This is a genomic window from Tumebacillus algifaecis (assembly GCF_002243515.1).
In the GTDB taxonomy this organism is placed as follows: domain Bacteria; phylum Bacillota; class Bacilli; order Tumebacillales; family Tumebacillaceae; genus Tumebacillus_A; species Tumebacillus_A algifaecis.
This window is the reverse complement of record NZ_CP022657.1, coordinates 375,645-399,431: the sequence shown is the minus strand read 5'-3', so window position 1 is coordinate 399,431 and position 23,787 is coordinate 375,645. Positions and strand designations below refer to the sequence as shown.

Genomic DNA, 23,787 nt, shown 5'->3' with positions numbered 1-23,787 from the left:
AAAAAGAGACCCGCTACAGGCGGGTCTCCCAGTATTTGAGGATCGGATAGGCGTTGCGGGCTTGAAAACTTGGCAGAGGTGGCAGTTCGATGCCCGCCTGCGGGATCGTCAACTCCTGTCCGACGACGAGCGCATCGGATGTCAATCGGTTTTCCATGCGGATCGCCTCGACCGTCACGCCATGTGCCTGTGCCAGTTTCCAAAGCGTGTCGCCCGCCTGCACGACAACGGTGGTTGCCCGAATCGGGATCAGCAGCTGCTCGCCCGGATACAGCGTCGGGTCGGACATGCCGTTGCGCTGCAAGATGGCTGTGGCTGTCGTTCGATACGCTTCTGACAGTTTCCACAGCGTATCGCCGCTGACGACCGTGTGCACACGGCTTGGCTGGTTGGAGATGACGACCGCCGGCCGAAACGGGTCCCATGCCACTTGCGCCCGCAACGACTCTGCGACAAAGCGCACCGGCACAAACAACGTTTCACTCACGATCACCGCTGGAGCATCGATGGCCACCGTGCGCCCGTTGATCACAGCTGTGCTCGAGTTGCTGGTCAGCACGATGCGATTGATCCCCTGCGTGATCGTCGCTCGCTGTGCGGCTGCATCCCACGTCACCTTCGCGCCTAAGCTTTCGGCGATGATGCGAAGCGGCACCATCACGCGGTCACGGTGCAGGTAAGGCTGCCCGCCAGCGAGCACTTTATCGTTTACAATCAGCGCGATCGCCGTCGCAGCGTAGGCGCTCTTCATGCTCGAATCGCCTACAGTCGGCATCGCGATCGACGTCACCATCATCGTCCCGAGAAAAATTTTCACCAACCGCGCCTGTGCATCTGGATATTGCTGCTGGACAAACTGCGAAATCGTGGTGGACAATCGCTCCTGACGCGTTTCCTGAGGCCCGAGCTCAGTCCCCATCTCCTCCATAAAATCATAACTGCGTAAATAAAGGTGCAGTTCACTCCCATATGGAGTCTGCACCCACCTCTCTTTTAGAAAAGGAGATTGCATCAAGTAGTCCCCTCCTTTGCCAACACGCTCCTAGCTTGCCCACTTCCAACAAAAAAAGACGGCCTGCTTCAGCAGACCGCCCTTGCTCGATTATAGAAATGCTTGCCCTAACGCTTCTTCAACCGCCTTGATCTCTTCCGGCTCAATGCGCTCGATCTGCGCACCCAGGTCGGCAAACTTCTGCACGATGTCCACATACCCACGGTCAATATGATGCACGCCGTGAATCTCCGTGTGCCCTTTTGCGACCAGTCCGGCCAGAATCAAGCAGGCTCCGGCACGCAGGTCGGTCGAGGTGACCTTCGCTCCGTGCAGTTGCTCCACGCCGTTTACGGTCGCTGTCCGGCCATTCACCTTGATATCCGCCCCCATGCGACGCAGTTCTGCGACATGCATAAAGCGGTTCTCAAACACCGTCTCCGTCACATAGGAAGTGCCCGGAATGACGGTGAGCAGTGACATCATCTGCGCTTGCAGGTCGGTCGGGAAGCCCGGATAGACGAGCGTCTTCACTTCCAGCGGTTTCAGCGGCCCATCCGCTTTCACGCGCACGCCCGTCACATCATCGATCACCGTAGCGCCCGCCTCTTTCAGCTTGGCGATCAGCGGCGCGAGGTGGTTGGAGATCGCCCCTTCCACAAATACGTCGCCGCCAGAGATGGCAGCCGCGACCAAGAACGTGCCCGCTTCGATGCGATCTGGGATGATCATGTGTTCGGCGCCAAACATTTCATCGACACCGTTGATACGGATCGTGTCAGTACCCGCACCGCGCACGTCGGCACCCATCTTGTTCAGATAGTTGGCCAGATCGACAATCTCCGGCTCTTTGGCCGCATTTTCGATGATCGTCTTGCCTTCCGCGAGTACGGCAGCCATCATGATGTTTTGCGTGGCACCGACCGAGGCAAAGTCAAGGTAGATCGTAGCACCCTTCAATCGTCCGCCCGCAGCGACCGCTTCGATGAAGGAATCACCCTGCTCGACCTGCGCGCCCATCGCTTCAAAACCTTTGATGTGCAAATCGACCTTGCGCTCTCCGATCGAGCATCCGCCCGGCATCGAAACGCGCGCTTTGCCGAAACGGCCAAGGAGCGGCCCAAGGACAAGAAAAGAAGCCCGCAGTTTCCGAACAAGTTCGGCCGGTGCTTCCGTTGAATGAGCAAGTTCTGCGTTCAGACGCAAAATACCAGATCCCGCTTCGCCTGTCTCCACACCCATCACTTCCAGCAAGGCACGGAGGTTTCCGACATCGGAGAGATTTGGTACTTCTTCCAAAACGCTTTCGCCTTTGCTTCCCAAGATGGAAGCGGCGATGATTGGCAATACGGCGTTTTTCGCGCCGTGGACTTTCACAGTGCCCATGAGGCGTTGTCCGCCCTGTACGACAATCTTAGCCATGTTGTAAAAACCTCCACAGGCAGGGCGAGGCAGCTAGCCCTTAATACTCAATGGTAACGATCGGTGAACCCACCAGAATGCGCGTTTTACCGAGATGTCCGTCAAAATGAGCTGCCACTTGCAGATTCATCTTGTTCCCATTGGTGACTATGTAATCCTTCGTTAAAGGAGAGTATCCGGATACAGAGGTGACCAGTTCGGAGCGAACCCCTTCGATCTCTTTGGCCTTCACTTTTTGCAACACCTGTTTGACCATCGAGTTCAATTCACCATCATTCATTCTATCAGCCCGCAAACCTTTGATACAAGTGCTAATTTGTGGGATGGTATTCGCAAAGCGTGCCGTTTCGCTCACTTTTTTGATCGCAGACGAATAATCGCTCAGATCTTTCGCTTCCTGTTCGACACGCAGCACCAGCACCGTTTGCGGCGCATGGTCTTGGAATTTCATCGAAGTCAGCACCAGTTGTGCGGCCGCGCCATTTTGCCACTTGCCGCGCAAGGTGAACGAGGTTTGATCGCCTTTTGACTCGAGCGCCTCTTGCGCATTTTGAATCCCGAACGTCTTGTTCAGGTTGAGCCCGAGCAACTTCAGATCTTCGGCCGCCTTGTACTCCTTGTCGATCACCGACCAGTTGTGCACCTGCCAGCCTTCTACATCTGCTGCGGTCTCTGCGAACGCCTTGCTCAAAAACATGCCCATATCGGCCGTTTCCGCAATCGTCTCGCGCGCTGAAAACAAGCTAAAAGCTGCAACGATCAAACAACAGATGATGCCGAGAATTCCAATTTTCTTCATCGATCTCTCTCCCTGCCCGTCAAATGGATGTTACCCATTCTGACCGCAGAAACGGGAGGATATACGAGCTGATAGAAAAATAGTTTAGAAGAATTGCTTGAGCATCATCGTTGACATCATGTATTCATTGGCAAATTTGGCTAACTGATACCCGAGCAGGATCGCCACAAGCAAACGCAAAACGGCGGCTGGACGACCTTTGGCCTCTTTGAGAAACACTTCCCAGCGCACCACTTGCAGTGCATACCACGCGATCAGGACACCAAAGATCAGAAACGCCAGATTGAACAGGGATATCCAACCCATCCCGGTCTCTTGGGAGCCTAAAAACATCGCGGAACCCTCCGACTTTCTTCATATCTCGTTATATCGTACCATAATTCAAGGAAAAAGACTCCGAGACTAAAGTCCCAGAGTCTTTTTCTTGATCATCCACTTACAGACCGAACCAGTTCAAACCGTTGAGCACGTCGAGCAACAGGGTTGGGTACACACCGAGCACCACAGTGCCGATCATACCGACCCATGCAATCAGGCCGAGCGACCACGGCAGCGCCAGTTTTTGTTCGGTGACAGGAGCTTCGCTGTCCTTCATATAGATCGCTTTCAACACACCAAAGTAGTAGTAGAAGGCGATCGCCGAGGTGACGAACAGCAGGGCAGCCAACCAATACATCTGCGTGTTGATCGCGCCCAAGAAGATGTAGAACTTCCCGAAGAAGCCTGCAGTGATCGGCATCCCTGCCATGGAGAGCACGAACACCGTCATCGCCAGCGCTTGGAACGGCGAACGCTTGTACAGACCACGGAACGCATCGAGCGATTCGGTGCCCGCCGCACGCGTCACGTTGGTCAGGATCGCAAACGCGCCCATCGTCATCAACAGGTACGCAGCGAGGTAGAACGTGACTTCGCCGAGCGCAAGCCAGATGTTCTCCTGCGAGCTGCCGTTGCCAAGCACCGCGAGCGGGATCAGCAGATAACCGGCCTGTGCCACCGAGGAGTAGGCCAGCAGACGCTTGATGTTTTTCTGGACGAGCGCCGCGACGTTCCCGATCACCATCGTGATCGCAGCAAGAATCACGAGGTAGATGTACAGCTCGTTAAACTCGGGGCCGAACCCCCAGATGAACAGACGGAACACCAGCGCAAAACCGGCCGCCTTGGAAACCACAGAGAGGAACGAAGTGATCGGGTTCGGAGCGCCTTCGTAGGTGTCCGGTGCCCACATGTGGAACGGCGCCAAGGCGATTTTCGCCCCGAAGCCGATCGTCATCAGCAGGAAGGCCAGCACGATCAAAGGTTTGAACTCCACCCACATCTGAGCGATCATCTGCGAACCTTGCGCGATGTTGGTCACGCCCGTCACGCCGTACAGGAAGGACATCCCGTACAGAGCGAACGCGGTGGCGATCGAACCTGTGATCAGGTATTTCATCGCCCCCTCGCCGCCTTTTGCATCGCGGCGAATGGCCACGAGGATGTACGACGCGATCGAGAGCAATTCCAGACCGACGAACAGCGTGATCAGGTCATACGCGGAAGACATGACCATCGCACCGACCGTCGCGAAAATCAACAGGTAGCTGTATTCCGCTACTTTGACTTGCGGGTTATGGCGGAAGAAGTCGATCGACATCAGCAGCGTGAACGTCGTGCCGAGGATGAAGATCACTTTGAAAATATTGCCGTAGTCATCAAGCACGTACAGCATGTTGGACAGTTCTTTCATGCCACCGTCGGCGACGACGCCGAAGTTTTTCAGCACGAGAACAAGGGCGAGGAGCAGACCTGCCACGCCGATCCACGGTGAGATGCGGCGGGAGGTTTCTTTCGAGACGAACAGGTCGAACACCAGCATCCCGAACCCGAGCAGAACGAGGATGACTTCAGGAGCCATTACCTCCCAGACTCCCGTAAAGCTCAGCGTAGAAAACGATTGTACCGGATTCATGTGCTACCCTCCTATCCTGGTGACGAGAGTTTGGATCGACGGGTTCACCAGGTCACTGAGGATTTGCGGGTAGACCCCGATCAAGATGATCAGTGCGAGCAGGACGATCGCCGGAACAAATTCGATCGGACGAGCGTCTGTCACACCTTCCAGCTGTGCAGGCGTCGGACCATAAGTGGTGCGCTGCATCGCCCAGAGCAGGTAGACAGCGGCCAAGATGATCCCAAGCGCACCCACAGCCGAAAGGACCGGGAATACTTCAAACGAGCCCATAAACGCCAGAATCTCAGAGATAAACCCGCTCATGCCCGGCAGACCGAGCGAACCGAGCGCTGCAGCCAACAGGAACCCAGCGAGGATCGGCATCGGCTTGGACAGACCGCCGAGGTTCGCGATCAACGCGGTGCCTGTGCGCTCTTTGATCGCGCCGATCAGGAAGAACAAGAGCGCGGAGAGCAGACCGGAGGAGATCGTCATGAAGACCCCACCTTGAATGCCCGCCTGGTTCATCGCCGCCACCCCAAGCAGAACGATACCCATGTGGGAGATCGCAGAGAAGGCGAGCAGACGGCGCCAGTCTTTTTGCACCATGGCGATCAGTGCCGCGTAAACGATGTTGATCACACCGATCACCGCGATCAGCGTCGCCCAGTGTTGCACAGCATCGGGCAGAATGCCGACTGCGATGCGGAACAGTACGTATGCGCCGATCTTCATCAGCACACCGCCGACGATCATCGAAACTGCGGACGGCACTTGTTCATGCGTATCCGGCAGCCACGTATGGAACGGGAAGAATGCTTCCTCGATCAAAATCGCCAAGAGCAGTACCAAGAAAATGCCGTTTTTGAAAGCGGACGTGATCAGGTCAGGCGATGCCTGCGAGAACGCATCGGCGATCGCCAGCATGTTCAGCGTGATCGTGCCTGTCGCATCGGCCGCTTTGAACGCCATCGCGATGAAGGCTACGAGGATGAACGCAGAAGCGATCCCGCGGTATACCAAGAATTTGGTCGCCACAGGGCCTTTGCGCTCGCCGCCCCAGATGCCGATCAGGAAGTACATCGGGATCAGGGTCAGCTCAAGGAACAGGAAGAACAGGAACAGGTCGAGCGCTACGAAACAGCCGTAAAGACCGGTTACGAGCAGCAGGAACCAAATGTAATACTCCTTCGCCCGATGCTGGATCTTACCGGAAGCCAGAACGGCGAGGAAGGAAACGATGGAAGTCAGCAACACGAACGGCATGGACAGACCATCAACACCAAGGTCATATCCGATGACGAGCGCCTTGTCATGGTAGACGTTGGCGATGTTGATCCACTCCGCCGATTCGGTGTACTGCATGCCTTTCGCGTCAAAGTCAAAGCCCGCGTAGAGAATTCCTGCGAACACAAGCGGCAGAAAAGTGGCGATCAGAGCGATCGCCCGCGCCTGCCCTTTGCTATCTCGCGGAACAAAGCCGATGATCAGAGCGGCCAACAGCGGGAGGAAAACGATGATGGTCAAAAGATTCCCCATCATTTCACAACACCTCCCCAGATCAATGCGCCGGTAATCAGCGCCACTGCGCCAAGAATGGTGATCAGACCATAAGTCTGGACTTGACCGTTCTGGCTGTATTTCAGCCCAAGCGCACCGACGACTGTCCCTTCACCGAAGAGGTGGACGATACCGTCGATGATCCACTTGTCAATAAAGTTCAGCACACGACCGATCCAGACGACCGGCTTGACGATCACATAGTCATAGAGTTCGTCAAAATAGAACTTGTTGTAAGACAGTTGGTACAGCGGGCGAAGCGCTCCGCCACCCAGTTTCTCCGGATCGATCGCCTTTGCTTTGTACATCAGGTAGGCAAGGCCGATCCCGAGCAGCGCCACGATGGTCGCCAGCACAGCAATCCAGAGTTCCGGCGTGTAGATCTCACCCACTTCGCCATCATGGAACAGGAAGTGTTCGAAGGCGTAATCGGTGACCGGAGAGTTGAGGAAACCGACGAAGATCGCCATGATCGCCAGCAACACCAGCGGAATCGTCATCAGCGGACCCGACTCATGCGCATGATCGTACACTTCTTTTTCACCGCGGAAACTGCCAGTGAAGGTCATGAAGAACACGCGGAAGATGTAGAAAGCGGTGCAGAAAGCTGCGACCAGACCGAGCCCGAACAACACCATGTTGCCGGACGAATACGCGCCGAGCAGGATCTCATCTTTCGACCAGAAACCGGCAAACGGCGGAATCCCGGACAAAGCCAGCGCCCCGATCAGGAACGTCCAAGCTGTGATCGGCAACTTCTTCCACAGACCACCCATCTTGCGTATGTCCTGGTTGTGGTGAATCGCATGAATGACAGAACCTGCTGCCAAGAAGAGCAGTGCCTTGAAGAAGGCGTGTGTCATCAGGTGGAACACCGATGCCACGTATGCGGAAACGCCGAGCGCCATCACCATGTAACCGAGCTGCGAAACGGTCGAGTACGCGACGACACGCTTGATGTCATTTTGCGTCAGACCGATCAACGCTGCCAAAATGGCTGTGATCGCACCGATGATCGCGATGATCATCAACGCATCCGGAGATGCTTCGAAGATCGGGAATGCACGAGCTACCAAGTACACACCAGCTGCTACCATCGTCGCAGCATGGATCAGCGCGGAGACTGGAGTCGGGCCTTCCATAGCGTCGGGAAGCCAAGTGTGTAGCGGGAACTGCGCAGATTTACCGATCGCACCGATGAAGATCAAGATGGCGATCAAAGTGATCAGCGCTTCTGGCGAGATCCAGTCGATCGCAAACTGCTTCGCTTCGATCGCTTGGAAGATGCCAGCGTATTCGAACGTACCGGTCGCCACAAACAGCAGCACGATCCCGATAAAGAGACCTACGTCACCAATCCGCGTGACGATAAATGCTTTTTTCGCCGCTGCAGCCGCTTCCGGCTTGAAGTACCAGAAGCCTACGAGCAGGAAGGAGCACAAGCCGACCAGTTCCCAGAAGATATACACTTGCAGGAGGTTCGGCGAGATGACCAATCCGAGCATTGAGAAGATAAACAAGTTTAAATATTGATAGAACACCGGAAAGCGTTCATCGCCGTGCATGTAGCTCTTCGAGAAGAGCAGTACCAGCGTGGAGATAAACGTGACCACCACCAGCATCATCGCGTTGAGCTGTGTGACTTCATAGCCCATCGACAGCGTGGTTTCACCAACGCTCAACCAGTGGAAGATGTACGGCGCAGAAGCACCGTTTGCTTTTACATCCGACAGGATGAAAAGCGATACCGCGAAGCCCGCCAGCGCTGCCAGCACGCTGATCGCAGTGACAATTCCCTCTTGCGCCCGCCGACCGAGCACGAACAGGAGCAGATACGCCACCAGCGGGAAGAGGGGAACTAACCAGGCATATTCGACCATAAGATCACCTTTCTCCGTAGTTCTATGAACCCCGACTTACCATTTCATGAGGTCCTGATCCCGAACGTCGCTGGTATTGCGGTTTCGGTATAACGAGATCAAAATAGCAAGACCTACAGCCACTTCAGCCGCTGCGATCGTCATCGCAAAGAGGGTAAAAATTTGACCATTCATCGAGGGCATCAAGCCAAAGCGCGAAAACGCCAGCAGGTTGATATTGACAGCATTGAGCATCAATTCGACCGAAACGAGGACGATGATGATGTTGCGTTTGGTAAGTGCCCCATACAGACCGATACAAAACAGAATCGCACCCAAGGTGATAAATTGTTCAACGGATAGCATCGATTACTTCTCCTCCTTGTTTGCAAGAGTAATCGCGCCAACCAGTGCCACAATCAGGACCACAGATACCAGCTCGAACGGGATGACAAATTGACCGAACAAACTTTCACCGATCAGTTTGACGTTATCCTGACCTTCCCAAGGAGAGTCGGTCGGAGTCGGCCAGCGCAGACCAGAAAACTTGGTCACATAGAGGACGATGCCGCCAAGACCAACCGCTGCGATCGCCGCCCAAACCGGGTGAGCTGTGACCTTTTGCGCTTTTTCCACTTCATCATGCTTTGTCAACATGATCGCAAAGAGCATCATGATCGTGATGGCGCCTGCATAGAGCAGGATTTGAATGAAAGCGAGAAACTCCGCTTCGAGCATGACATAAATCCCGGCGACACCGATGAATACACCGCCTACAGCCAGAGCCATATAGAGAACTTTGCGAAGCGAGAGCAGCATGACACCACAGGCGATGACAAACAGCGAGATCAGAAAAAACGCGATGTTCTGCCCGGTAAATTCAATGCCACCGAACATTACTTTTCACCCCCGAAGGAAGACGCATCATGTTCGAGGATGCCTTCGGTCTTCTTACGGTTATCGTCGAGCCAGAACATGTTCTTGTACAGATCGACGCGATTGTAAGTCGCAAGCTCGAACGTATCGGTCATCTGGATCGCTTCGGTCGGGCATACTTCGGTGCACAGGTCGCACAGGATACAGATTTCGAAGTTGATATCATACGTATCGATGTGCAGTTTTTTATCACCGCCGCGTGAGCCCGAAAGCGAGATGCAGGAAGTCGGGCATACCCGCGCGCACTGGTTGCACACGATGCATTTCTCAGGCGAGAACTTGTGAACACCACGGAAGCGTTCGCCAAAGTCCGGCATCTCATCCGGATACATCAGGGTGACCTTCTTATGCGTGAGTTGGGCGAAGGTGACTTTCAACCCTTTTAGGAAACCGAACATGATTTCACCCCACTTGTATTAGATCAGGTATTTGAGAACTGCTGTGAGCACAAGATTCAACAGCGACAACGGAATCAGCACTTTCCAGCTGAAGACGAGCAGTTGGTCGGTACGAATCCGCGGCATGGTAGCCCGCACCCAGAAGAAGAAGAAAATAAACGCCGAAACTTTGATCGCAAACCACAGCCAGCCCGGCAGGAACGGACCTTCCCAGCCGCCGAGGAACAGCGTGGTGCCAAGTGCCGACATCGCGAAGACATAGACGTACTCAGCCAGCATGTAGAAGGCGAAACGGAAGCCAGTGTACTCGGTGAAGTAACCACCGACCAATTCAGACTCCGCTTCCGGCAAGTCAAACGGCGTACGGTTCAATTCCGCGATCGCCGAGATGATGAAGATGACGAAGCCCAACGCTTGCGGCACGATGTACCAAACATAAGGGAAATCCTTTTGCTGTTCGACGATTTCGACGAGGTTCAAGGAACCGGCCAGCAACACGACACCGAGCATCGACATCGCGAGAGGCACTTCGTACGAGATCATCTGAGCGGCCGAACGCATCCCGCCGATCAGCGAGTATTTGTTGTTCGAAGCCCATCCGCCGAGCACGACGCCGAGAATCGACATCGCCGACAGCGCGATGTAGTACAGCACACCGACGTTGCTAGCCGCCGTAAAGATGTGCGTCGCGGAGAACGGAATGATCGCAAGCACCATGAACGACGGGAAAAACGCAATGATCGGCGCGATCATGAAGACGTTGCGATCCGCTTTTGCCGGAATGACGTCCTCTTTGATCAGCAGTTTTAATACGTCCGCGATCGTTTGGAACAGACCGAGCGGCCCTACGCGGTTCGGACCGATCCGCCATTGCATCCAGCCGATGATCTTACGCTCGAAATAGATCGTGTAGGTGACCACGCCGAGGATGAAAGCGAGGACGACGACGCCGCCGAGCGCCATGTTCAGGAACGTTGACAGTTCCATCGGCTTATCGAGCCAGGAAAACATGTCTGCCATTACGCGTCAACCTCCCCCAGCACGATATCGACAGCACCGAGAACGGCGATCAGGTTGGACATCGACTGCCCTTCCAGAAGCTTCGGCAAGATCTGCAGATTGACGAAGGACGGACGGCGCCATTTGATGCGGTACGGCTTGTCTTTCCCTTCTGAGACGATGTAGAGTCCCAGCTCGCCGCGCGCACCTTCCACCGCCGCATAATACTCACCAGCCGGCACGCGCAGAATCTTCGGCACTTTGCCCATGACCGGACCGTCCGGAATCTGCTGTGCTGCTTGCTCAACGATCTTCATCGACTCGACGATCTCATCGAGGTGACACATGTAACGGTCGTAGCAATCGCCGTTTTTACCTGTGATCACATTGAAATCGAAGCGGTCGTAGATCGAGTAAGGCTTATTTTTGCGCAGGTCCCAGTTGAAGCCGGTCGAGCGCAAGTTGATGCCGGACAGCGCGTAGTTGAGTGCTGTGTCCGCATCGTAGATACCAACACCTTTGACGCGCTCCAAGAAGATCTCGTTGCCCGTCACCAGCTCGTGGAACATGTTCATCTCTTTCCGCAGATGGGTGACAAAATCGAGCACATCCTGTACCCAGCCCTCCGGAGCGTCCCACTTGACGCCACCGACACGCATGTAGTTGAACGTCAGGCGCGCGCCGCAGATGCGGTTGAACAGATCGATGATCTTTTCACGGTTCGCAAACGCATACAAGAACGGGCTCATCGCGCCCAAGTCGAGCAGGTAGGTGCCGAGAAACACCAAGTGTGAAGCAATTCGGTTCAGTTCGACGACGATAACGCGCAAGTGCTCGGCGCGCTCCGGTACTTCCAGATCCATCGCTTTCTCAACCGCGTTGACGATCGCATGGTTGTTGAGCATCGAACCCAGGTAATCCATGCGGTCGGTGTACGGAATGATCTGTGTATATTGCAGATCTTCCGCCAACTTTTCAGTCCCACGGTGCAGGTAGCCGACCACCGGTTCCGCATCGCGGATGATCTCGCCGTCCACCTTGACCACAACACGCAGTACGCCGTGCGTACTAGGGTGCTGAGGACCGATGTTCATTAAGAGTTCTTCAGTGCGAATTTCAGCCATCGCTTTCCTTTCCCCCTAGTCCATCACAACGTAATCTTTGCGCAGTGGGTGTCCTTGCCAGTGGTCTTCAAGCATGATTCTGCGCATGTCCGGATGCCCCGGGAATTTGATGCCGACAAGGTCGAAAATCTCCCGTTCTTCCCAGTTCACACCGCTGAAGATGTGCGCGACCGAAGGGATCGCTGCCTCATCGCGCGGCGTACGCACTTTCAGCGCTACATCCATGTCGAGCACGAAGGAATGCACGTACAGGTAGACTTCACAATAGCCTTTGGCCATATGGTCGGTGCCTGCCATCGCTTCCGGATAGACGAAACTGAGTTCGTCCGTCACTTTCAGATACTCAACGACTGCCGGCCAGCTTTCGTTTTTGATGACGAAGCTGGGTTGGAATTTCGCCAAAAACGCTTCTTCGATCACATCTGCCCCAAACTGAGCTGTGATCTTGCCTTTGAGCAATTCAAGCTTGGCTGTGGCCGACTCGATGCGCGGGTCAACAGGCTCAGGCGTTTCTTCTGCCGCTTGAGGTGCCGCAGCTTTGGTCGCTTCAGGCGCTTTGGTTTCTTCGCTCATCTATCGCACCTTCTTCCCTTTGGCTTCCAAACGGATCTTATCCTGGAGTTTGTTCAGCCCGTAAATCAGAGCAGGCGGAGACGGCGGGCAACCCGGGATGTAGACGTCTACCGGGATGACTTGGTCTGCACCTTTGACGACCGAGTAACCGCGAACGTACGGACCGCCTGCAGTCGCGCAGGAGCCCATCGCGACCACCCACTTCGGTTCCGGCATCTGATCGTAAAGACGCTTCAGGACCGGAGCCATCTTCTTGGTGATCGTGCCAGCGATGATGATGCAGTCCGCCTGACGCGGCGAGGCACGGAAAATAATCCCGAAGCGGTCAAGGTCGTAGTTAGCCGCACCGGTGCCCATCATTTCAATGCCACAGCAAGCGGTTGCAAAGGTAAGCGGCCACAGCGAGTTCGAGCGCGCCCACCCTTTGATCTGTTCCAACGTGCCGATGATGATGCCCGCCTTGGACAGCTCTTGGGACTCCTCTTCCGTGAAGCCCTCAAACTGCATGTAAGCAGGCTGTTGGTTGTTGTCCTTTGTCATTTCCATTCCAACACCTTCTTTTTCCAGGCATAGAGAAGCCCCAAGACTACAAGGCCGAGGAAGATCAGCATTTCAACAAGACCGAACAAGCCGAGACTATCGAACGAGACAGCCCATGGATACAGGTACATAATTTCCACGTCAAACACTACGAACATAAGTGCAAACAGATAGTAGCGGACGTTATAGCGGACGTGCGCTTCGCCAAACGGCTCGACGCCGGACTCGTAGGTCGTGAGCTTCTCCGGCGTAGGATTTTTCGGACGCAACAACGGTCCGGCAACCCACAAGGCTCCGATTGGGAGCAACAAGCCTAACAAGAGGAACAGAGAGATAAATACGTAGCTGTTCCAATACGAGACCATACTAGCCCCTCCATCTTCAAAAAGATTTCACAGTTTTGCCCCCAACATTATAACAAAGTCAGGATGCCATGTAAAACCAAGCTTCAACCGCAAGTACAGGTAAAGAAACAGATGCACCATTAGCCTTTGCCAATTCTACCCGTTTTTACTCAAAACAGGGTATTAAACAGCAAAGCTCCACACGTAACCGTGTGGAGCTTCACCTACAAGCCATTAGCGATTGTTTTTAGTAGTCGCCACTCGGATCCGGTTGATCGCACGCTCAAGAGCAATTTCCGCACGAGCATAGTCAAGAGATTCCGCACGTTCCGCCAGACGGCGTTCCGCGCGCTCTTTGGCACGCGTTGCACGGTCGATGTCGATCTCCTCAGGCAGCTCTGCCGATTCAGCGAGCACAGATACCTGCCCCGGTTTGACTTCTAAGAAGCCACCGGCGACGGAGATCACATCTTCCCCCTGATCTGTTTTCACGCGGAGGGAGCTGATCTTCAAGGTGGTGACAACAGGCGTATGCCCGGCCATGATGCCAAGGTCGCCGTCGCCGCCGCGCGCGATGATCAGGTTTGCCTCATTTGCGTACACCTTGCGTTCAGGAGTGACGATTTCGATAGGCATTTTGTTCATATCGGTTTCCTCCTAAGCCCAAGATGGAGCTTTAGGCATTATTCTTCGCACGCTCGACAACTTCGTCGATGGTGCCCGCCATGTAGAAGTCAACTTCTGCAATGTCGTCATGCTTGCCGTCGAGGATTTCTTTGAAACCGCGAACGGTGTCTGCGATCTTCACGTAACGGCCCGGCTTACCGGTGAACTGTTCTGCAACGTTCATCGGTTGGGTCAGGAAACGCTGGATCTTACGAGCGCGGGATACGGTCTGTTTGTCCTCATCGGACAACTCATCCATACCGAGGATGGCGATGATGTCTTGCAGTTCTTTATAGCGCTGCAGGACGGACTGAACTCCACGAGCTACTGTGTAGTGCTCTTCGCCTACGATGTCCGGGGACAGAGCGCGGGACGTGGAAGCGAGCGGGTCAACCGCCGGGAACAGTGCTTGCTCCGCGATTTTACGCTCAAGGTTGGTCGTTGCGTCCAAGTGAGCAAACGCAGTTGCCGGAGCCGGGTCAGTGTAGTCGTCGGCCGGAACGTAGATTGCTTGGATCGACGTGATCGAACCTTTTTTGGTCGAGGTGATACGCTCTTGCAATTGACCCATCTCAGTTGCGAGGGTCGGTTGGTAACCTACTGCGGACGGCATACGACCGAGCAGTGCAGATACCTCGGAACCCGCTTGGGTAAAGCGGAAGATGTTGTCGATGAAGAACAGTACGTCGCGCTCTTCCACATCGCGGAAGTATTCAGCGATAGTAAGACCGGTCAGTGCTACGCGAGCACGTGCGCCCGGCGGCTCGTTCATCTGGCCGAATACCATGGCGGTCTTTTCGATAACGCCAGAATCGGTCATCTCATGGTACAAGTCGTTCCCTTCACGAGTACGCTCACCAACACCTGCGAATACGGAGAAACCACCGTGCTGTTTCGCAATGTTGTGGATGAGTTCCTGGATGGTAACGGTTTTACCTACACCTGCACCGCCGAACAGACCGATCTTACCGCCCTTGATGTAAGGAGCGAGCAAGTCGATAACTTTGATGCCGGTTTCAAAGATTTCAACCTTGGTAGACAGGTCTGCATACTCCGGAGCCGGAGAGTGGATCGGGTCACGTTTTTCAACAGCAACCGGACCCGCTTCGTCGATCGTCTCACCCAAGATGTTGAAGATGCGGCCCAGAGTAGCCGGACCTACCGGTACGGAGATCGGAGCACCAGTATCAACAACGTCCATGCCGCGGACCAGACCGTCGGTGGAAGACATTGCGATCGTACGAACGACGTTGTTACCAAGGTGCAACGCGACTTCAAGCGTAAGATTGATGTCCGTTTCACCTGCGTTTTGAGCTTGATATGAAATGGTCAGAGCGTTGTTGAGTGCCGGAAGCTGGCCTTCCGGGAAACGAACGTCTACAACCGCGCCCAGAACCTGACTAATACGTCCAGTGTTCACACGTTTCCCTCCATTCGTGCGTTCTATGATTCAAGCGCTGCGGCACCGCCGACAATCTCGGTGATCTGCGTGGTAATTGCTGCTTGGCGGGCACGGTTCAGTGCCAGCGTCAGGTTGTTGATGATCGTCGCTGCGTTATCGGTTGCAGCGCCCATCGCAGTCATGCGGGCACCGAACTCGGAAGCTTTCGATTCCAGAACGGCGGTGAAGATCAACGTTTCAGCATATTTCGGCAGAAGATTGTCGAGGACTGCTTCAGCAGACGGCTCGTAATCGTATTTGGCTGTGATCGTTCCAGGTGCCGGCTTCTCCTGCTGGCTGCCCACATCTTCGAGCGGGAGCAGCTTGCGGGAAATCGGAACCTGCGTGAGAGCGTTTACGAACTCATTGTAGAGCACGTAGACTTCATCATACACGCCGTCTTGGAACAGTTTCACAACTTGATTTGCTACAGACTTAATATCCGCATAGGTCGGACTGTCCGACAGACCAACAACTTCACCGACAAGCGGGTATCCACGACGCTTGAAGAAGTCGCGAGACTTCCGACCGATCGCAAACACTGCATAATCGTTTTGCGATTTGCCGCGCATTTCGTTCACAGCAGTACGAATCACCTGTGCGTTGAAAGAACCTGCGAGGCCACGGTCGGAGGAGATGACGACATAACCGGTTTTCTTTACAGGACGCGATACCAACATCGGATGGCTGGTTGCGCCGCTGCCAGATGCGATGCTGCCGATTACTTCTTCAAGTTTGGCTGCATACGGGCGAGCTTGTTCTGTGCGCTCTTGTGCCCGACGCAGTCTTGCCGCAGCTACCATTTTCATCGCTTTGGTGATTTGCTGGGTGTTCTTCACGGAGCGAATCCGTTGACGAATGTCGCGGGTATTTGCCATGATTCCACCACCTTACCAGATGAAATGGTTATGCTAGACGACAAGCTGGATTACCCAACGAAAGTCGTTTTGAACTTCGCGATTGCTTCTTTGAGCAACGCTTCGGTTTCTTTCGAGAGGTCTTTGGTCTCGATGATCGCTTTCGCGATTTGCGGATAGTTGGTATCTGCAAACGCCAGCCACTCCGATTCGAAGCGGCGAACGGAGGTCACCGGAACATCATCCGCGAAGCCGTTTACAGCAGCCCACAGCGAGATGACTTGCTTCTCGACGGTCAGCGGCTGGTATTGGCCTTGCTTGAGGATCTCGGTCAGGCGAGCACCGCGGTCGAGGCGGGCTTGAGTCGCTTTGTCGAGGTCGGAACCGAACTGAGCAAACGCTTGCAGTTCGCGGTATTGTGCGAGGTCAAGACGCAAGGTACCTGCAACCTTTTTCATCGCTTTGATCTGTGCAGAACCACCTACGCGAGATACGGAGAGACCTACGTTTACTGCCGGGCGTTGACCGGAGTTGAACAGGTCGGACTCCAGGAAGATCTGGCCGTCGGTGATGGAGATTACGTTGGTCGGAATGTACGCCGAAACGTCACCCGCTTGGGTTTCGATGAACGGCAGTGCGGTCAGAGAGCCGCCGCCACGTGCATCGGACAGTTTCGCGGAGCGCTCCAGCAGACGGGAGTGCAAGTAGAAGACGTCGCCCGGGAATGCTTCGCGGCCCGGAGGACGGCGCATCAGCAGGGACATTTCGCGGTAAGCTGCCGCTTGCTTGGACAGGTCATCGTATACGCAGAGGACGTGGCCGCCCTTGTACATGAAGTATTCACCCATTGCGCAGCCTGCGTACGGAGCCAGGAAGAGCAGCGGAGCCGGATCGGAAGCCGATGCGGAAACGACGATGGTGTACTCCATCGCGCCGTGCTTGCGCAGAGTTTCTACTACTTGTGCGATGGTCGATTGCTTTTGGCCGATCGCGACGTATACGCAGATCACACCTTGACCTTTTTGGTTGATGATCGTGTCGAGCGACACAGCGGTTTTACCCGTTTGGCGGTCACCGATGATCAACTCGCGCTGACCACGGCCGACCGGGATCATCGCGTCGATCGCTTTGATACCCGTTTGCATCGGTTCGTGAACCGATTTACGGTCGATTACGCCCGGAGCCGGAGACTCGATCGGACGGAATTCTTTCGTTTCGATCGGGCCGCGGCCGTCGATCGGTTGGCCGAGCGCGTTGACAACGCGTCCAACCATCGCTTCGCCGACCGGAACTTGTGCGATACGGCCAGTGCGCTTGACTTGGTCGCCTTCTTTGATACCCATAACGGTACCGAGGACAACCGCACCAATGTTGTTTTCTTCCAGGTTAAACGCCATACCCAAGGTGCCGTTCGGGAATTCAAGAAGTTCCCCGGCCATTGCTTTCTCAAGACCATGGATACGAGCAATACCGTCACCAACTTGGATTACGGTGCCCACATCATATACTTGAACCTCAGATTGGTAGTTCTCAATCTGCTGTTTGATCAGCGAACTGATTTCTTCAGGACGAATGCTCATGATCTCACCCCTGTCTTACTAGTATTTGAGAGTTTGACGAAAACGGTTGAGCTGGCTGGTTACGGAGTAGTCGAAGACACGGTCCCCGATCCGCACGCGCAGGCCGCCGATCAGTTCCGGGTTGACCTTTGTCGTAAATTCCACCTGCTGGCCGTCAGCGCCAAGCTTGGTTTTCAGCGTGTTCAGCTCACTTTCCGAGAGCGGAACTGCCGATTCTACTTCCCCTTTGATGCGGCCTTTCACAGCATTCGCCAATTCGACGTATGTTGCGAACACCTCATCGAGCACATCTTGACGACGGCTGTCGAACAGCAGGTTGAGGAAGTTCAAAACCAGGTCAGAAACGCGGCCTTTGAACAGTTCAGTAACCTGCTTCTTCTTCGCATCGATCGAGATGCCCGGGTGCTCTAGGATGTTCGTGAGCTCCGGATGAGAGTGAAAAACATCAAGGATCGCAGCCAACTCTTGTTCGACCGAATCTGCTTGACTGCGCTCGCTTGCAACACTGTACAGAGCTTCAGCGTAACGCTTGGCAACTACGGTGTTCTTCATACACGAACACCCATTTCTTTAACTGCTTCTTCAAAGAGAGCCTTGTGGCCGTCTTCGTTCAGCTCCTTGCTTACGATCTTGCCCGCGAGAAGAACGGAGAGGCTGCCCACTTGCTCACGCAGTTCGGCGATCGCCAGCTCTTTTTCACGGTTGATGTCAGCAACTGCTTCTGTTTTCAGACGACGAGCTTCGGTTTCCGCAGCTGCGATGATGTCTGCAGCTTGCTTCTCACCCGTACGGCGTGCATTCTCCATGAGGTCGTGTGCGTCTTGTTTCGCTTTTTCGATCGAAGCGCGATGCTCCGAAGCGAGACGGTCTGCTTCTTCACGGTTCTTCTCGGCCGTTGTGATTTGATTCTCGATATATTGAGCGCGCTCGTTCATGACGCGCATGAGAGGACCAAATGCGTACTTGCGCAGCAACAGGAAGAGGACAACGAATACCCCTAACTGCACAAGCATGGTTCCCAGTTGCAATTCCATTGAAATTCACTCCTTTCGGGTGGACAAAAGGAAGGCGGAGGCGATAAATCTGTACCTCGCCATCCTGCTGGTCGTCCGGAATGGTCTAGCGGGTTGCGAACAGGATCAAACCGATTGCAACGGAGATAACCGGAAGTGCCTCTACGAGACCCAGACCGATAAACATTTGAGTTTGCAGCATACCTTTTGCTTCCGGTTGACGAGCGATACCTTCGATGGTGCGACCCACTACCAGACCGTTACCGATACCAGCACCTACAGCTGCGAGACCAAGGCAAAGACCGATTGCAGTTTCCATTAGAAAAGAACCTCCTTAAGGTTGAGAGATACGATTTTATTGTGATTGAAAGGGTGTTACATGGTGTTGCGATTTGCTTGCCGAACCACAAGTCTTAATGAGCTTCGTTGTGCGGCAATTTTTGCGAGATGTAAACCAAGGTCAAAACGGTGAAGACGAACGCTTGAATCGTACCTACGAAGATCGAGTACGCGATCCAGACGATCATCGGGATGCCACCGAGCGGGATGACCCCGAACAAGAGCGGGATACCGAGCAAGATGGCGATCAGGACCTCGCCCGCGAAGATGTTCCCGTACAGACGCAGACCGAGCGTCAGGAACTTCGCCAATTCATCGATCAGGTGAAGGATGAAGAAGGCCGGGTTCGGTTCGAAGTAGTGCTTGAAGTATTGGCGCGGGTTGCGCAGACCGATGAAGTGCGTCATGCCGACGATCCCGATCGACATCGCCATCGCGACGCTCAGGTTCGCGGTCGGAGACATAAACCAAGCGATATGTCCTTCTCCGCCGTGCTCATCGAGCATGCCTTGGGAGACACCTAAAGTCGGTTCATGCACAAGCGTGACGACGTTGGTGATCAGACCCATCTGGTTCGCAACGAAGAGATAGATGATCAAAGTGAACGCGAGCGGAACATAAGTCATCGCACGATCACCGATCGTATCCTTCGCCAAGCCCGTGATGAAGTCAACCACCCACTCGAAGAAGTTCTGGATGCCGCGCGGTCGGCGTACATTGACGTTCGCAACGGCCAGACGCGCCAGCAGCAACACGACCAAAGCAGCGAGCACGCTCGTCCCGATTGCGGTCAAGTTGATCGCCCACAACCCTTCTCCGAGGGTAGGAAATAAGTGATTCATTCCAAATTTCACCCCTTCCAAATAGCGTGATGGTTCATTATGAAGTTTTGAGTTTGTTGTATAGGAAGCCTGCCAAGATGACGAGTTGATAAACGAAGAAGCCTATCAACATTCCAGGAAGGCTAACATACCCGATTCTGGGTTCTAGCGCTTGAGCGAGCAACACCGCGCCGAGGATCATCACCATGCGATACATCATGACGGCGCTCGGACGCTTTTTCACATTGCGCAGGGCGACATCGGCCGCCATCTCCGTCTGTTTCGAAGCGCTTACAGCGAAGTACAAACTAACTGCCGACCCAATGGTTAGGCCGGCAAAGATCGATTTAAAGCTTGGCAACAGGGCCCAGAGTGCCGCAAAAATAAGCGTAATGATCAGCGTGTACTTGACTGTTCTTTTGGCTAATCGCTGAAATTCGTTCATTTCGAGACTCCCATCTTTACCTCAACCTAGTACCCTTAGATACGTTGGCCTCGAGGCGGTGTATTTATGTATGAAAGTCCACAAAAATGGCCTCTGAGTATGGAAAGTTTCACTAGTTGAGACAGTAGTCCCTAGTATGAAACGCCAACCCAGAGACCATACTACTACATCCGCCCTTTGCTTGTCAATGAAACCGGGGAGGCTGTAGTCGATCACTTCGGTAGTTTTATCTTGCGTTCATAAAACCGACAAAAAGTTGTTAAAAGTCGCCATCCACGCGATTTGTCTAGCGTTCGATGACAAGGGCAACGCCTTGGCCGCCGCCGATGCACAGCGTCGCCAAACCGCGTTTTGCCTCTTGCTTCTCCATCTCGTGAATCAGCGAGACGAGGACGCGGGTACCCGATGCACCGATCGGGTGGCCGAGCGCGATCGCACCGCCGTTGACGTTCAGCTTTTCACGCGGAATCTCGAGGTCGCGTCCGACTGCGAGCGACTGTGCGGCAAACGCTTCGTTCGCTTCGATCAGGTCGATGTCGCCGATGGAGAGACCTGCGCGATCCAATACTTTTTTGGTCGCATAGATCGGGCCGAGACCCATCACGTTCGGATCGAGACCTGCCGATGCGTAAGCGGTGACCGTCCCCAGAATCTTCAGGCCGAGCGCTTCCGCTTTTTCACGGGACATGACGAGCACGGCAGCTGCGCCGTCGTTGATGCCCGATGCGTTGCCTGCGGTGACGGTGCCCTCTTTTTTGAAGGCCGGACGAAGCTTGCCAAGCGATGCGGCAGTGGTGCCAGCACGCGGAAATTCGTCTTTGTCAAATACGATCGGGTCGCCTTTGCGCTGCGGGATCTGGACGGGAACGATCTCATCTTTGAAGCGGTCAGAAGCCAGTGCTGCTTCCGCTTTTTGCTGCGACCAGGCGGCGAACTCGTCCTGCTCCTCACGGGTCAGGCCGTAGCGCTCCGCCACGTTTTCTGCGGTGATGCCCATGTGGGTGTCGTCAAATGCGCACCACAGGCCGTCGCGGATCATGATGTCGGTCACTTTTTGGTCACCCATGCGGTAGCCGGTGCGAGCGCCTTCCAATAAATATGGTGCGCGAGACATATTTTCAAAACCGCCTGCGAGAATGACATCCGCATCGCCCGCTTTGATCGCTTGCGCCGCCAGCATGACCGCTTTCAGACCGGAGCCGCACACTTTGTTGATCGTCATCGAGGCGATCGTGTTCGGCAAGCCCGCTTTGATTGCCGCTTGACGAGCCGGGTTTTGCCCAAGCCCCGCTTGTAGGACGTTGCCGAGGATGACTTCTTCGACCAAATCTGCCGACACCCCTGCGCGTTCAAGCGCTGCGGTCAGGACGACAGCGCCCAGTTCCGGAGCTGGAATGCCTGCGAGCGCTCCTTGAAAGTTACCGATCGCTGTACGGACAGCGCTTACAATCACTGCATCTCGATTTGCCATGTAAGTAAACTCCTTTCGAAAACAACACTTATCCAAAAATCAGATTCAGACTATTATATTCTCGTCTTTGCTACTTTTCCCTGCACAAGGATTCCTACACGCGATCTTCAGGTCATTTTTAACTGCTGTGAATTGCATTTGGCCTCTTTTCACTTGGGTTCATGGCATGGTAAATTATCATCAACAACATGCATTTTAGGAATTCGTCCTTGGAATAGGAGAAGCGATTATGCAATATTTGACCCTCGGGCAAAAACTGCGCTTAAAACGTAAAGAATTGGACCTCACCTTGAAGGACATCGCCGGGGAGACGATCTCACCTGCAACGCTTAGCCTTGTCGAGCGTGATCTACAAGTTCCATCGGAAGACTTGCTGCGCTATCTCGCCGAGCAGTTGCAAACGCCGTACAGCTATTTTAAAGAAACGCCGGAAGAGACGCTCGGCCGTCGCGCCAAGACGCTGCTCGCCGAATCGGAAGCTCTTTTACATCGCAAGCGCTATTCGATGGCGACTCGTTTTGCTGAAGAGATCATGAATGACGCGAAAGAGCTGCGCTTGCATCATTATATCGCGCAGTCAGCTCTGCTGCTTTCGCGCATCGCCTTAACACAAGAAGAGTATCATCGCGCCAACGAATACCTGTTTGAAGCGCAGTCGGCCGCACATATGTCCGGACATCACGAATGGTTGCCGAGCATCTATTTTCAATTTGCGCAGGTCTCGTTTCGTCAGTCCTTTTATGCGCAGGCGCTCGATTACCTAAAACAGGCTGACCATGCCACGCAAGAGGCGATGGATGATGAGTTGAGCCGCAAGATTCTCTCCTTGTTATCGCAATCGTATCACAAGATGGGCAAATATGACCTTGCCCTCGACTATGCTGAAAAAGCGACGAGCCTCGTCTCGCGGATGAACAATCTGGAGGCGTATGCCGAGTCCCTGATCATGCTCGGAGCGACCTACCGCGAGCAGGAGCAGTATGACAAGGCGCTCGAGCTGTTTCAAGAAGCGATGCGCATCTCCCGCCAGTTGGAGACACAGCATGAACTGTCGGAAGCGGAACGCAACTTGGCCGAACTGTACGTGAAGACGGGCGACCACGGGCAGGCCAACTTGCATTTCGAGCTGGCGATCGAGCAAAAACAAAAGCTTGGTGATGCATCCCTGCTCCCGACGATGCTCGATCATGTCGAAGCGCTACTCGAAGCGGGCGAGGTGTTGAAAGCGCAAAGCCGCCTGCAAGATGCGCTTCGCAACCTCGACATCCCGTCGGCCGAAGTAGACCGTGCTCGAGCGCTCGCTCTGTCCTATCAGATCTCCTGCTTCTTAGGCGATGAAGCGGCTGGACGTCAGGCGCTGGAAGAAAGTTTGACTCTCGCGCGCAGCCATTCGGTAGAGACGCGCACGCCGGACATCCTCGTCAAGTTGGGCCGCATCTGTGCCAAAGCGGGCGATCAGAACATGGCGACACAGCTTTTCGGAGAAGCGCTGGCCGGATATGAAAGCCTTGGTGTGATCCTGCGGACGAACGCGAAAAACGCATAAACGCAAAGAAAACCACCGGGCCGCTTGGCTCGGTGGTTTTGCATTGGCAAGGACGGTCGCCCGTTACGCAGCAGGTCCGCTCACTCGCTGAACCTCTTAGCCTGCAAACTGAGGTCGCACCGCCCGC

The 23,787-nt window shown here is 54.5% G+C and carries 26 protein-coding genes; 1 reads left to right on the top strand and 25 read right to left on the bottom strand.

Annotated elements, in window-relative coordinates; genetic code table 11:
* Nucleotides 1-13: 13 nt before the first annotated feature.
* From CIG75_RS02025 to CIG75_RS01905, 25 genes are all read right to left on the bottom strand, one after another.
* Nucleotides 14-1,012, bottom strand: coding sequence for a copper amine oxidase N-terminal domain-containing protein (locus CIG75_RS02025; RefSeq protein WP_094235129.1), 999 nt, complete (start codon nucleotides 1,010-1,012; stop codon nucleotides 14-16).
* A 90-nt stretch (nucleotides 1,013-1,102) separates the two neighbouring features.
* Nucleotides 1,103-2,413, bottom strand: coding sequence for a UDP-N-acetylglucosamine 1-carboxyvinyltransferase (gene murA / locus CIG75_RS02020; RefSeq protein ID WP_094235128.1), 1,311 nt, complete (start codon nucleotides 2,411-2,413; stop codon nucleotides 1,103-1,105).
* Nucleotides 2,414-2,453: 40 nt separating this feature from the next.
* Nucleotides 2,454-3,212 carry a YwmB family TATA-box binding protein gene (locus tag CIG75_RS02015; protein WP_094235127.1) on the bottom strand — a complete coding sequence of 253 codons (759 nt, stop codon included), beginning with the start codon at nucleotides 3,210-3,212 and terminating at the stop codon, nucleotides 2,454-2,456.
* A gap of 84 nt (nucleotides 3,213-3,296) precedes the next feature.
* Nucleotides 3,297-3,545: a DUF1146 family protein gene (locus CIG75_RS02010; RefSeq protein WP_094235126.1), complete on the bottom strand. Its 249-nt coding sequence runs from the start codon at nucleotides 3,543-3,545 to the stop codon at nucleotides 3,297-3,299.
* A 103-nt stretch (nucleotides 3,546-3,648) separates the two neighbouring features.
* A complete protein-coding gene (locus tag CIG75_RS02005) occupies nucleotides 3,649-5,166 on the bottom strand; it encodes an NADH-quinone oxidoreductase subunit N (RefSeq protein ID WP_094235125.1) in 1,518 nt (505 codons plus the stop codon).
* A 3-nt stretch (nucleotides 5,167-5,169) separates the two neighbouring features.
* Entirely contained in the window at nucleotides 5,170-6,690 is a 1,521-nt protein-coding gene (locus CIG75_RS02000) for a complex I subunit 4 family protein (RefSeq protein ID WP_227874328.1), read from the bottom strand.
* Complete coding sequence (gene nuoL, locus CIG75_RS01995; protein ID WP_094235124.1) at nucleotides 6,687-8,588, bottom strand: NADH-quinone oxidoreductase subunit L; 1,902 nt, start codon at nucleotides 8,586-8,588, stop codon at nucleotides 6,687-6,689. The genes CIG75_RS02000 and nuoL overlap by 4 nt, the downstream gene beginning before the upstream one ends.
* Before the next feature lie 36 nt (nucleotides 8,589-8,624).
* Nucleotides 8,625-8,933, bottom strand: a complete 309-nt coding sequence (gene nuoK, locus CIG75_RS01990; RefSeq protein ID WP_094235123.1) for an NADH-quinone oxidoreductase subunit NuoK — start codon at nucleotides 8,931-8,933, stop codon at nucleotides 8,625-8,627.
* Nucleotides 8,934-8,936: 3 nt separating this feature from the next.
* On the bottom strand, nucleotides 8,937-9,464 hold the full coding sequence (locus CIG75_RS01985) for an NADH-quinone oxidoreductase subunit J (RefSeq protein ID WP_094235122.1): 528 nt from the start codon (nucleotides 9,462-9,464) through the stop codon (nucleotides 8,937-8,939).
* A complete protein-coding gene (locus CIG75_RS01980; protein WP_094235121.1) occupies nucleotides 9,464-9,901 on the bottom strand; it encodes a NuoI/complex I 23 kDa subunit family protein in 438 nt (145 codons plus the stop codon). Before CIG75_RS01980 ends, CIG75_RS01985 begins: the two co-directional genes overlap by 1 nt.
* 18 nt (nucleotides 9,902-9,919) lie before the next feature.
* Nucleotides 9,920-10,912 carry an NADH-quinone oxidoreductase subunit NuoH gene (gene nuoH / locus CIG75_RS01975; RefSeq protein WP_094238302.1) on the bottom strand — a complete coding sequence of 331 codons (993 nt, stop codon included), beginning with the start codon at nucleotides 10,910-10,912 and terminating at the stop codon, nucleotides 9,920-9,922.
* A gap of 8 nt (nucleotides 10,913-10,920) precedes the next feature.
* Entirely contained in the window at nucleotides 10,921-12,024 is a 1,104-nt protein-coding gene (locus CIG75_RS01970) for an NADH-quinone oxidoreductase subunit D (RefSeq protein WP_094235120.1), read from the bottom strand.
* 15 nt (nucleotides 12,025-12,039) lie between these two features.
* Nucleotides 12,040-12,597: an NADH-quinone oxidoreductase subunit C gene (locus CIG75_RS01965; protein ID WP_094235119.1), complete on the bottom strand. Its 558-nt coding sequence runs from the start codon at nucleotides 12,595-12,597 to the stop codon at nucleotides 12,040-12,042.
* Nucleotides 12,598-13,104: a NuoB/complex I 20 kDa subunit family protein gene (locus tag CIG75_RS01960; protein WP_094238301.1), complete on the bottom strand. Its 507-nt coding sequence runs from the start codon at nucleotides 13,102-13,104 to the stop codon at nucleotides 12,598-12,600.
* A 29-nt stretch (nucleotides 13,105-13,133) separates the two neighbouring features.
* Nucleotides 13,134-13,502 (bottom strand): NADH-quinone oxidoreductase subunit A, encoded by a 369-nt coding sequence (locus tag CIG75_RS01955; RefSeq protein WP_094235118.1) that lies wholly within the window; start codon nucleotides 13,500-13,502, stop codon nucleotides 13,134-13,136.
* A gap of 213 nt (nucleotides 13,503-13,715) precedes the next feature.
* Nucleotides 13,716-14,126 carry a F0F1 ATP synthase subunit epsilon gene (locus CIG75_RS01950; RefSeq protein ID WP_094235117.1) on the bottom strand — a complete coding sequence of 137 codons (411 nt, stop codon included), beginning with the start codon at nucleotides 14,124-14,126 and terminating at the stop codon, nucleotides 13,716-13,718.
* A 31-nt stretch (nucleotides 14,127-14,157) separates the two neighbouring features.
* Nucleotides 14,158-15,567, bottom strand: coding sequence for a F0F1 ATP synthase subunit beta (gene atpD, locus CIG75_RS01945; RefSeq protein ID WP_094235116.1), 1,410 nt, complete (start codon nucleotides 15,565-15,567; stop codon nucleotides 14,158-14,160).
* Nucleotides 15,568-15,590: 23 nt separating this feature from the next.
* Complete coding sequence (atpG, locus tag CIG75_RS01940) at nucleotides 15,591-16,466, bottom strand: ATP synthase F1 subunit gamma (RefSeq protein ID WP_094235115.1); 876 nt, start codon at nucleotides 16,464-16,466, stop codon at nucleotides 15,591-15,593.
* 50 nt (nucleotides 16,467-16,516) lie between these two features.
* Entirely contained in the window at nucleotides 16,517-18,025 is a 1,509-nt protein-coding gene (gene atpA / locus CIG75_RS01935; protein WP_094235114.1) for a F0F1 ATP synthase subunit alpha, read from the bottom strand.
* An 18-nt stretch (nucleotides 18,026-18,043) separates the two neighbouring features.
* Complete coding sequence (locus tag CIG75_RS01930; RefSeq protein ID WP_094235113.1) at nucleotides 18,044-18,577, bottom strand: F0F1 ATP synthase subunit delta; 534 nt, start codon at nucleotides 18,575-18,577, stop codon at nucleotides 18,044-18,046.
* Nucleotides 18,574-19,059 (bottom strand): F0F1 ATP synthase subunit B, encoded by a 486-nt coding sequence (gene atpF / locus CIG75_RS01925; RefSeq protein ID WP_094235112.1) that lies wholly within the window; start codon nucleotides 19,057-19,059, stop codon nucleotides 18,574-18,576. Before atpF ends, CIG75_RS01930 begins: the two co-directional genes overlap by 4 nt.
* 85 nt (nucleotides 19,060-19,144) lie before the next feature.
* Nucleotides 19,145-19,357, bottom strand: coding sequence for a F0F1 ATP synthase subunit C (gene atpE / locus CIG75_RS01920; RefSeq protein WP_094235111.1), 213 nt, complete (start codon nucleotides 19,355-19,357; stop codon nucleotides 19,145-19,147).
* Between the two features lie 94 nt (nucleotides 19,358-19,451).
* Nucleotides 19,452-20,219 carry a F0F1 ATP synthase subunit A gene (gene atpB / locus CIG75_RS01915; protein WP_094235110.1) on the bottom strand — a complete coding sequence of 256 codons (768 nt, stop codon included), beginning with the start codon at nucleotides 20,217-20,219 and terminating at the stop codon, nucleotides 19,452-19,454.
* 37 nt (nucleotides 20,220-20,256) lie between these two features.
* Complete coding sequence (locus CIG75_RS01910; RefSeq protein WP_094235109.1) at nucleotides 20,257-20,643, bottom strand: hypothetical protein; 387 nt, start codon at nucleotides 20,641-20,643, stop codon at nucleotides 20,257-20,259.
* Between the two features lie 286 nt (nucleotides 20,644-20,929).
* The gene (locus tag CIG75_RS01905; RefSeq protein WP_094235108.1) at nucleotides 20,930-22,114 is read right to left on the bottom strand and encodes an acetyl-CoA C-acetyltransferase; all 1,185 of its coding nucleotides are present in this window, start codon (nucleotides 22,112-22,114) and stop codon (nucleotides 20,930-20,932) included.
* A 229-nt stretch (nucleotides 22,115-22,343) separates the two neighbouring features.
* On the opposite strand from CIG75_RS01905, the gene CIG75_RS01900 reads away from it, so the two are divergent.
* On the top strand, nucleotides 22,344-23,660 hold the full coding sequence (locus CIG75_RS01900; protein WP_094235107.1) for a helix-turn-helix domain-containing protein: 1,317 nt from the start codon (nucleotides 22,344-22,346) through the stop codon (nucleotides 23,658-23,660).
* The last annotated feature ends 127 nt before the right edge of the window (nucleotides 23,661-23,787 follow it).

Excerpts from the sequence above, each read along its gene's own strand:
- CIG75_RS02025 (WP_094235129.1), bottom strand. The coding sequence starts at position 1,012 with ATGCAATCTCCTTTTCTAAAAGAGAGGTGGGTGCAGACTCCATATGGG.
- murA (WP_094235128.1), bottom strand. The coding sequence starts at position 2,413 with ATGGCTAAGATTGTCGTACAGGGCGGACAACGCCTCATGGGCACTGTG.
- CIG75_RS02015 (WP_094235127.1), bottom strand. The coding sequence starts at position 3,212 with ATGAAGAAAATTGGAATTCTCGGCATCATCTGTTGTTTGATCGTTGCA.
- CIG75_RS02010 (WP_094235126.1), bottom strand. The coding sequence starts at position 3,545 with ATGTTTTTAGGCTCCCAAGAGACCGGGATGGGTTGGATATCCCTGTTC.
- CIG75_RS02005 (WP_094235125.1), bottom strand. The coding sequence starts at position 5,166 with ATGAATCCGGTACAATCGTTTTCTACGCTGAGCTTTACGGGAGTCTGG.
- CIG75_RS02000 (WP_227874328.1), bottom strand. The coding sequence starts at position 6,690 with ATGATGGGGAATCTTTTGACCATCATCGTTTTCCTCCCGCTGTTGGCC.
- nuoL (WP_094235124.1), bottom strand. The coding sequence starts at position 8,588 with ATGGTCGAATATGCCTGGTTAGTTCCCCTCTTCCCGCTGGTGGCGTAT.
- nuoK (WP_094235123.1), bottom strand. The coding sequence starts at position 8,933 with ATGCTATCCGTTGAACAATTTATCACCTTGGGTGCGATTCTGTTTTGT.
- CIG75_RS01985 (WP_094235122.1), bottom strand. The coding sequence starts at position 9,464 with ATGTTCGGTGGCATTGAATTTACCGGGCAGAACATCGCGTTTTTTCTG.
- CIG75_RS01980 (WP_094235121.1), bottom strand. The coding sequence starts at position 9,901 with ATGTTCGGTTTCCTAAAAGGGTTGAAAGTCACCTTCGCCCAACTCACG.
- nuoH (WP_094238302.1), bottom strand. The coding sequence starts at position 10,912 with ATGTTTTCCTGGCTCGATAAGCCGATGGAACTGTCAACGTTCCTGAAC.
- CIG75_RS01970 (WP_094235120.1), bottom strand. The coding sequence starts at position 12,024 with ATGGCTGAAATTCGCACTGAAGAACTCTTAATGAACATCGGTCCTCAG.
- CIG75_RS01965 (WP_094235119.1), bottom strand. The coding sequence starts at position 12,597 with ATGAGCGAAGAAACCAAAGCGCCTGAAGCGACCAAAGCTGCGGCACCT.
- CIG75_RS01960 (WP_094238301.1), bottom strand. The coding sequence starts at position 13,104 with ATGCAGTTTGAGGGCTTCACGGAAGAGGAGTCCCAAGAGCTGTCCAAG.
- CIG75_RS01955 (WP_094235118.1), bottom strand. The coding sequence starts at position 13,502 with ATGGTCTCGTATTGGAACAGCTACGTATTTATCTCTCTGTTCCTCTTG.
- CIG75_RS01950 (WP_094235117.1), bottom strand. The coding sequence starts at position 14,126 with ATGAACAAAATGCCTATCGAAATCGTCACTCCTGAACGCAAGGTGTAC.
- atpG (WP_094235115.1), bottom strand. The coding sequence starts at position 16,466 with ATGGCAAATACCCGCGACATTCGTCAACGGATTCGCTCCGTGAAGAAC.
- atpA (WP_094235114.1), bottom strand. The coding sequence starts at position 18,025 with ATGAGCATTCGTCCTGAAGAAATCAGTTCGCTGATCAAACAGCAGATT.
- CIG75_RS01930 (WP_094235113.1), bottom strand. The coding sequence starts at position 18,577 with ATGAAGAACACCGTAGTTGCCAAGCGTTACGCTGAAGCTCTGTACAGT.
- atpF (WP_094235112.1), bottom strand. The coding sequence starts at position 19,059 with ATGGAATTGCAACTGGGAACCATGCTTGTGCAGTTAGGGGTATTCGTT.
- atpE (WP_094235111.1), bottom strand. The coding sequence starts at position 19,357 with ATGGAAACTGCAATCGGTCTTTGCCTTGGTCTCGCAGCTGTAGGTGCT.
- atpB (WP_094235110.1), bottom strand. The coding sequence starts at position 20,219 with ATGAATCACTTATTTCCTACCCTCGGAGAAGGGTTGTGGGCGATCAAC.
- CIG75_RS01910 (WP_094235109.1), bottom strand. The coding sequence starts at position 20,643 with ATGAACGAATTTCAGCGATTAGCCAAAAGAACAGTCAAGTACACGCTG.
- CIG75_RS01905 (WP_094235108.1), bottom strand. The coding sequence starts at position 22,114 with ATGGCAAATCGAGATGCAGTGATTGTAAGCGCTGTCCGTACAGCGATC.
- CIG75_RS01900 (WP_094235107.1), top strand. The coding sequence starts at position 22,344 with ATGCAATATTTGACCCTCGGGCAAAAACTGCGCTTAAAACGTAAAGAA.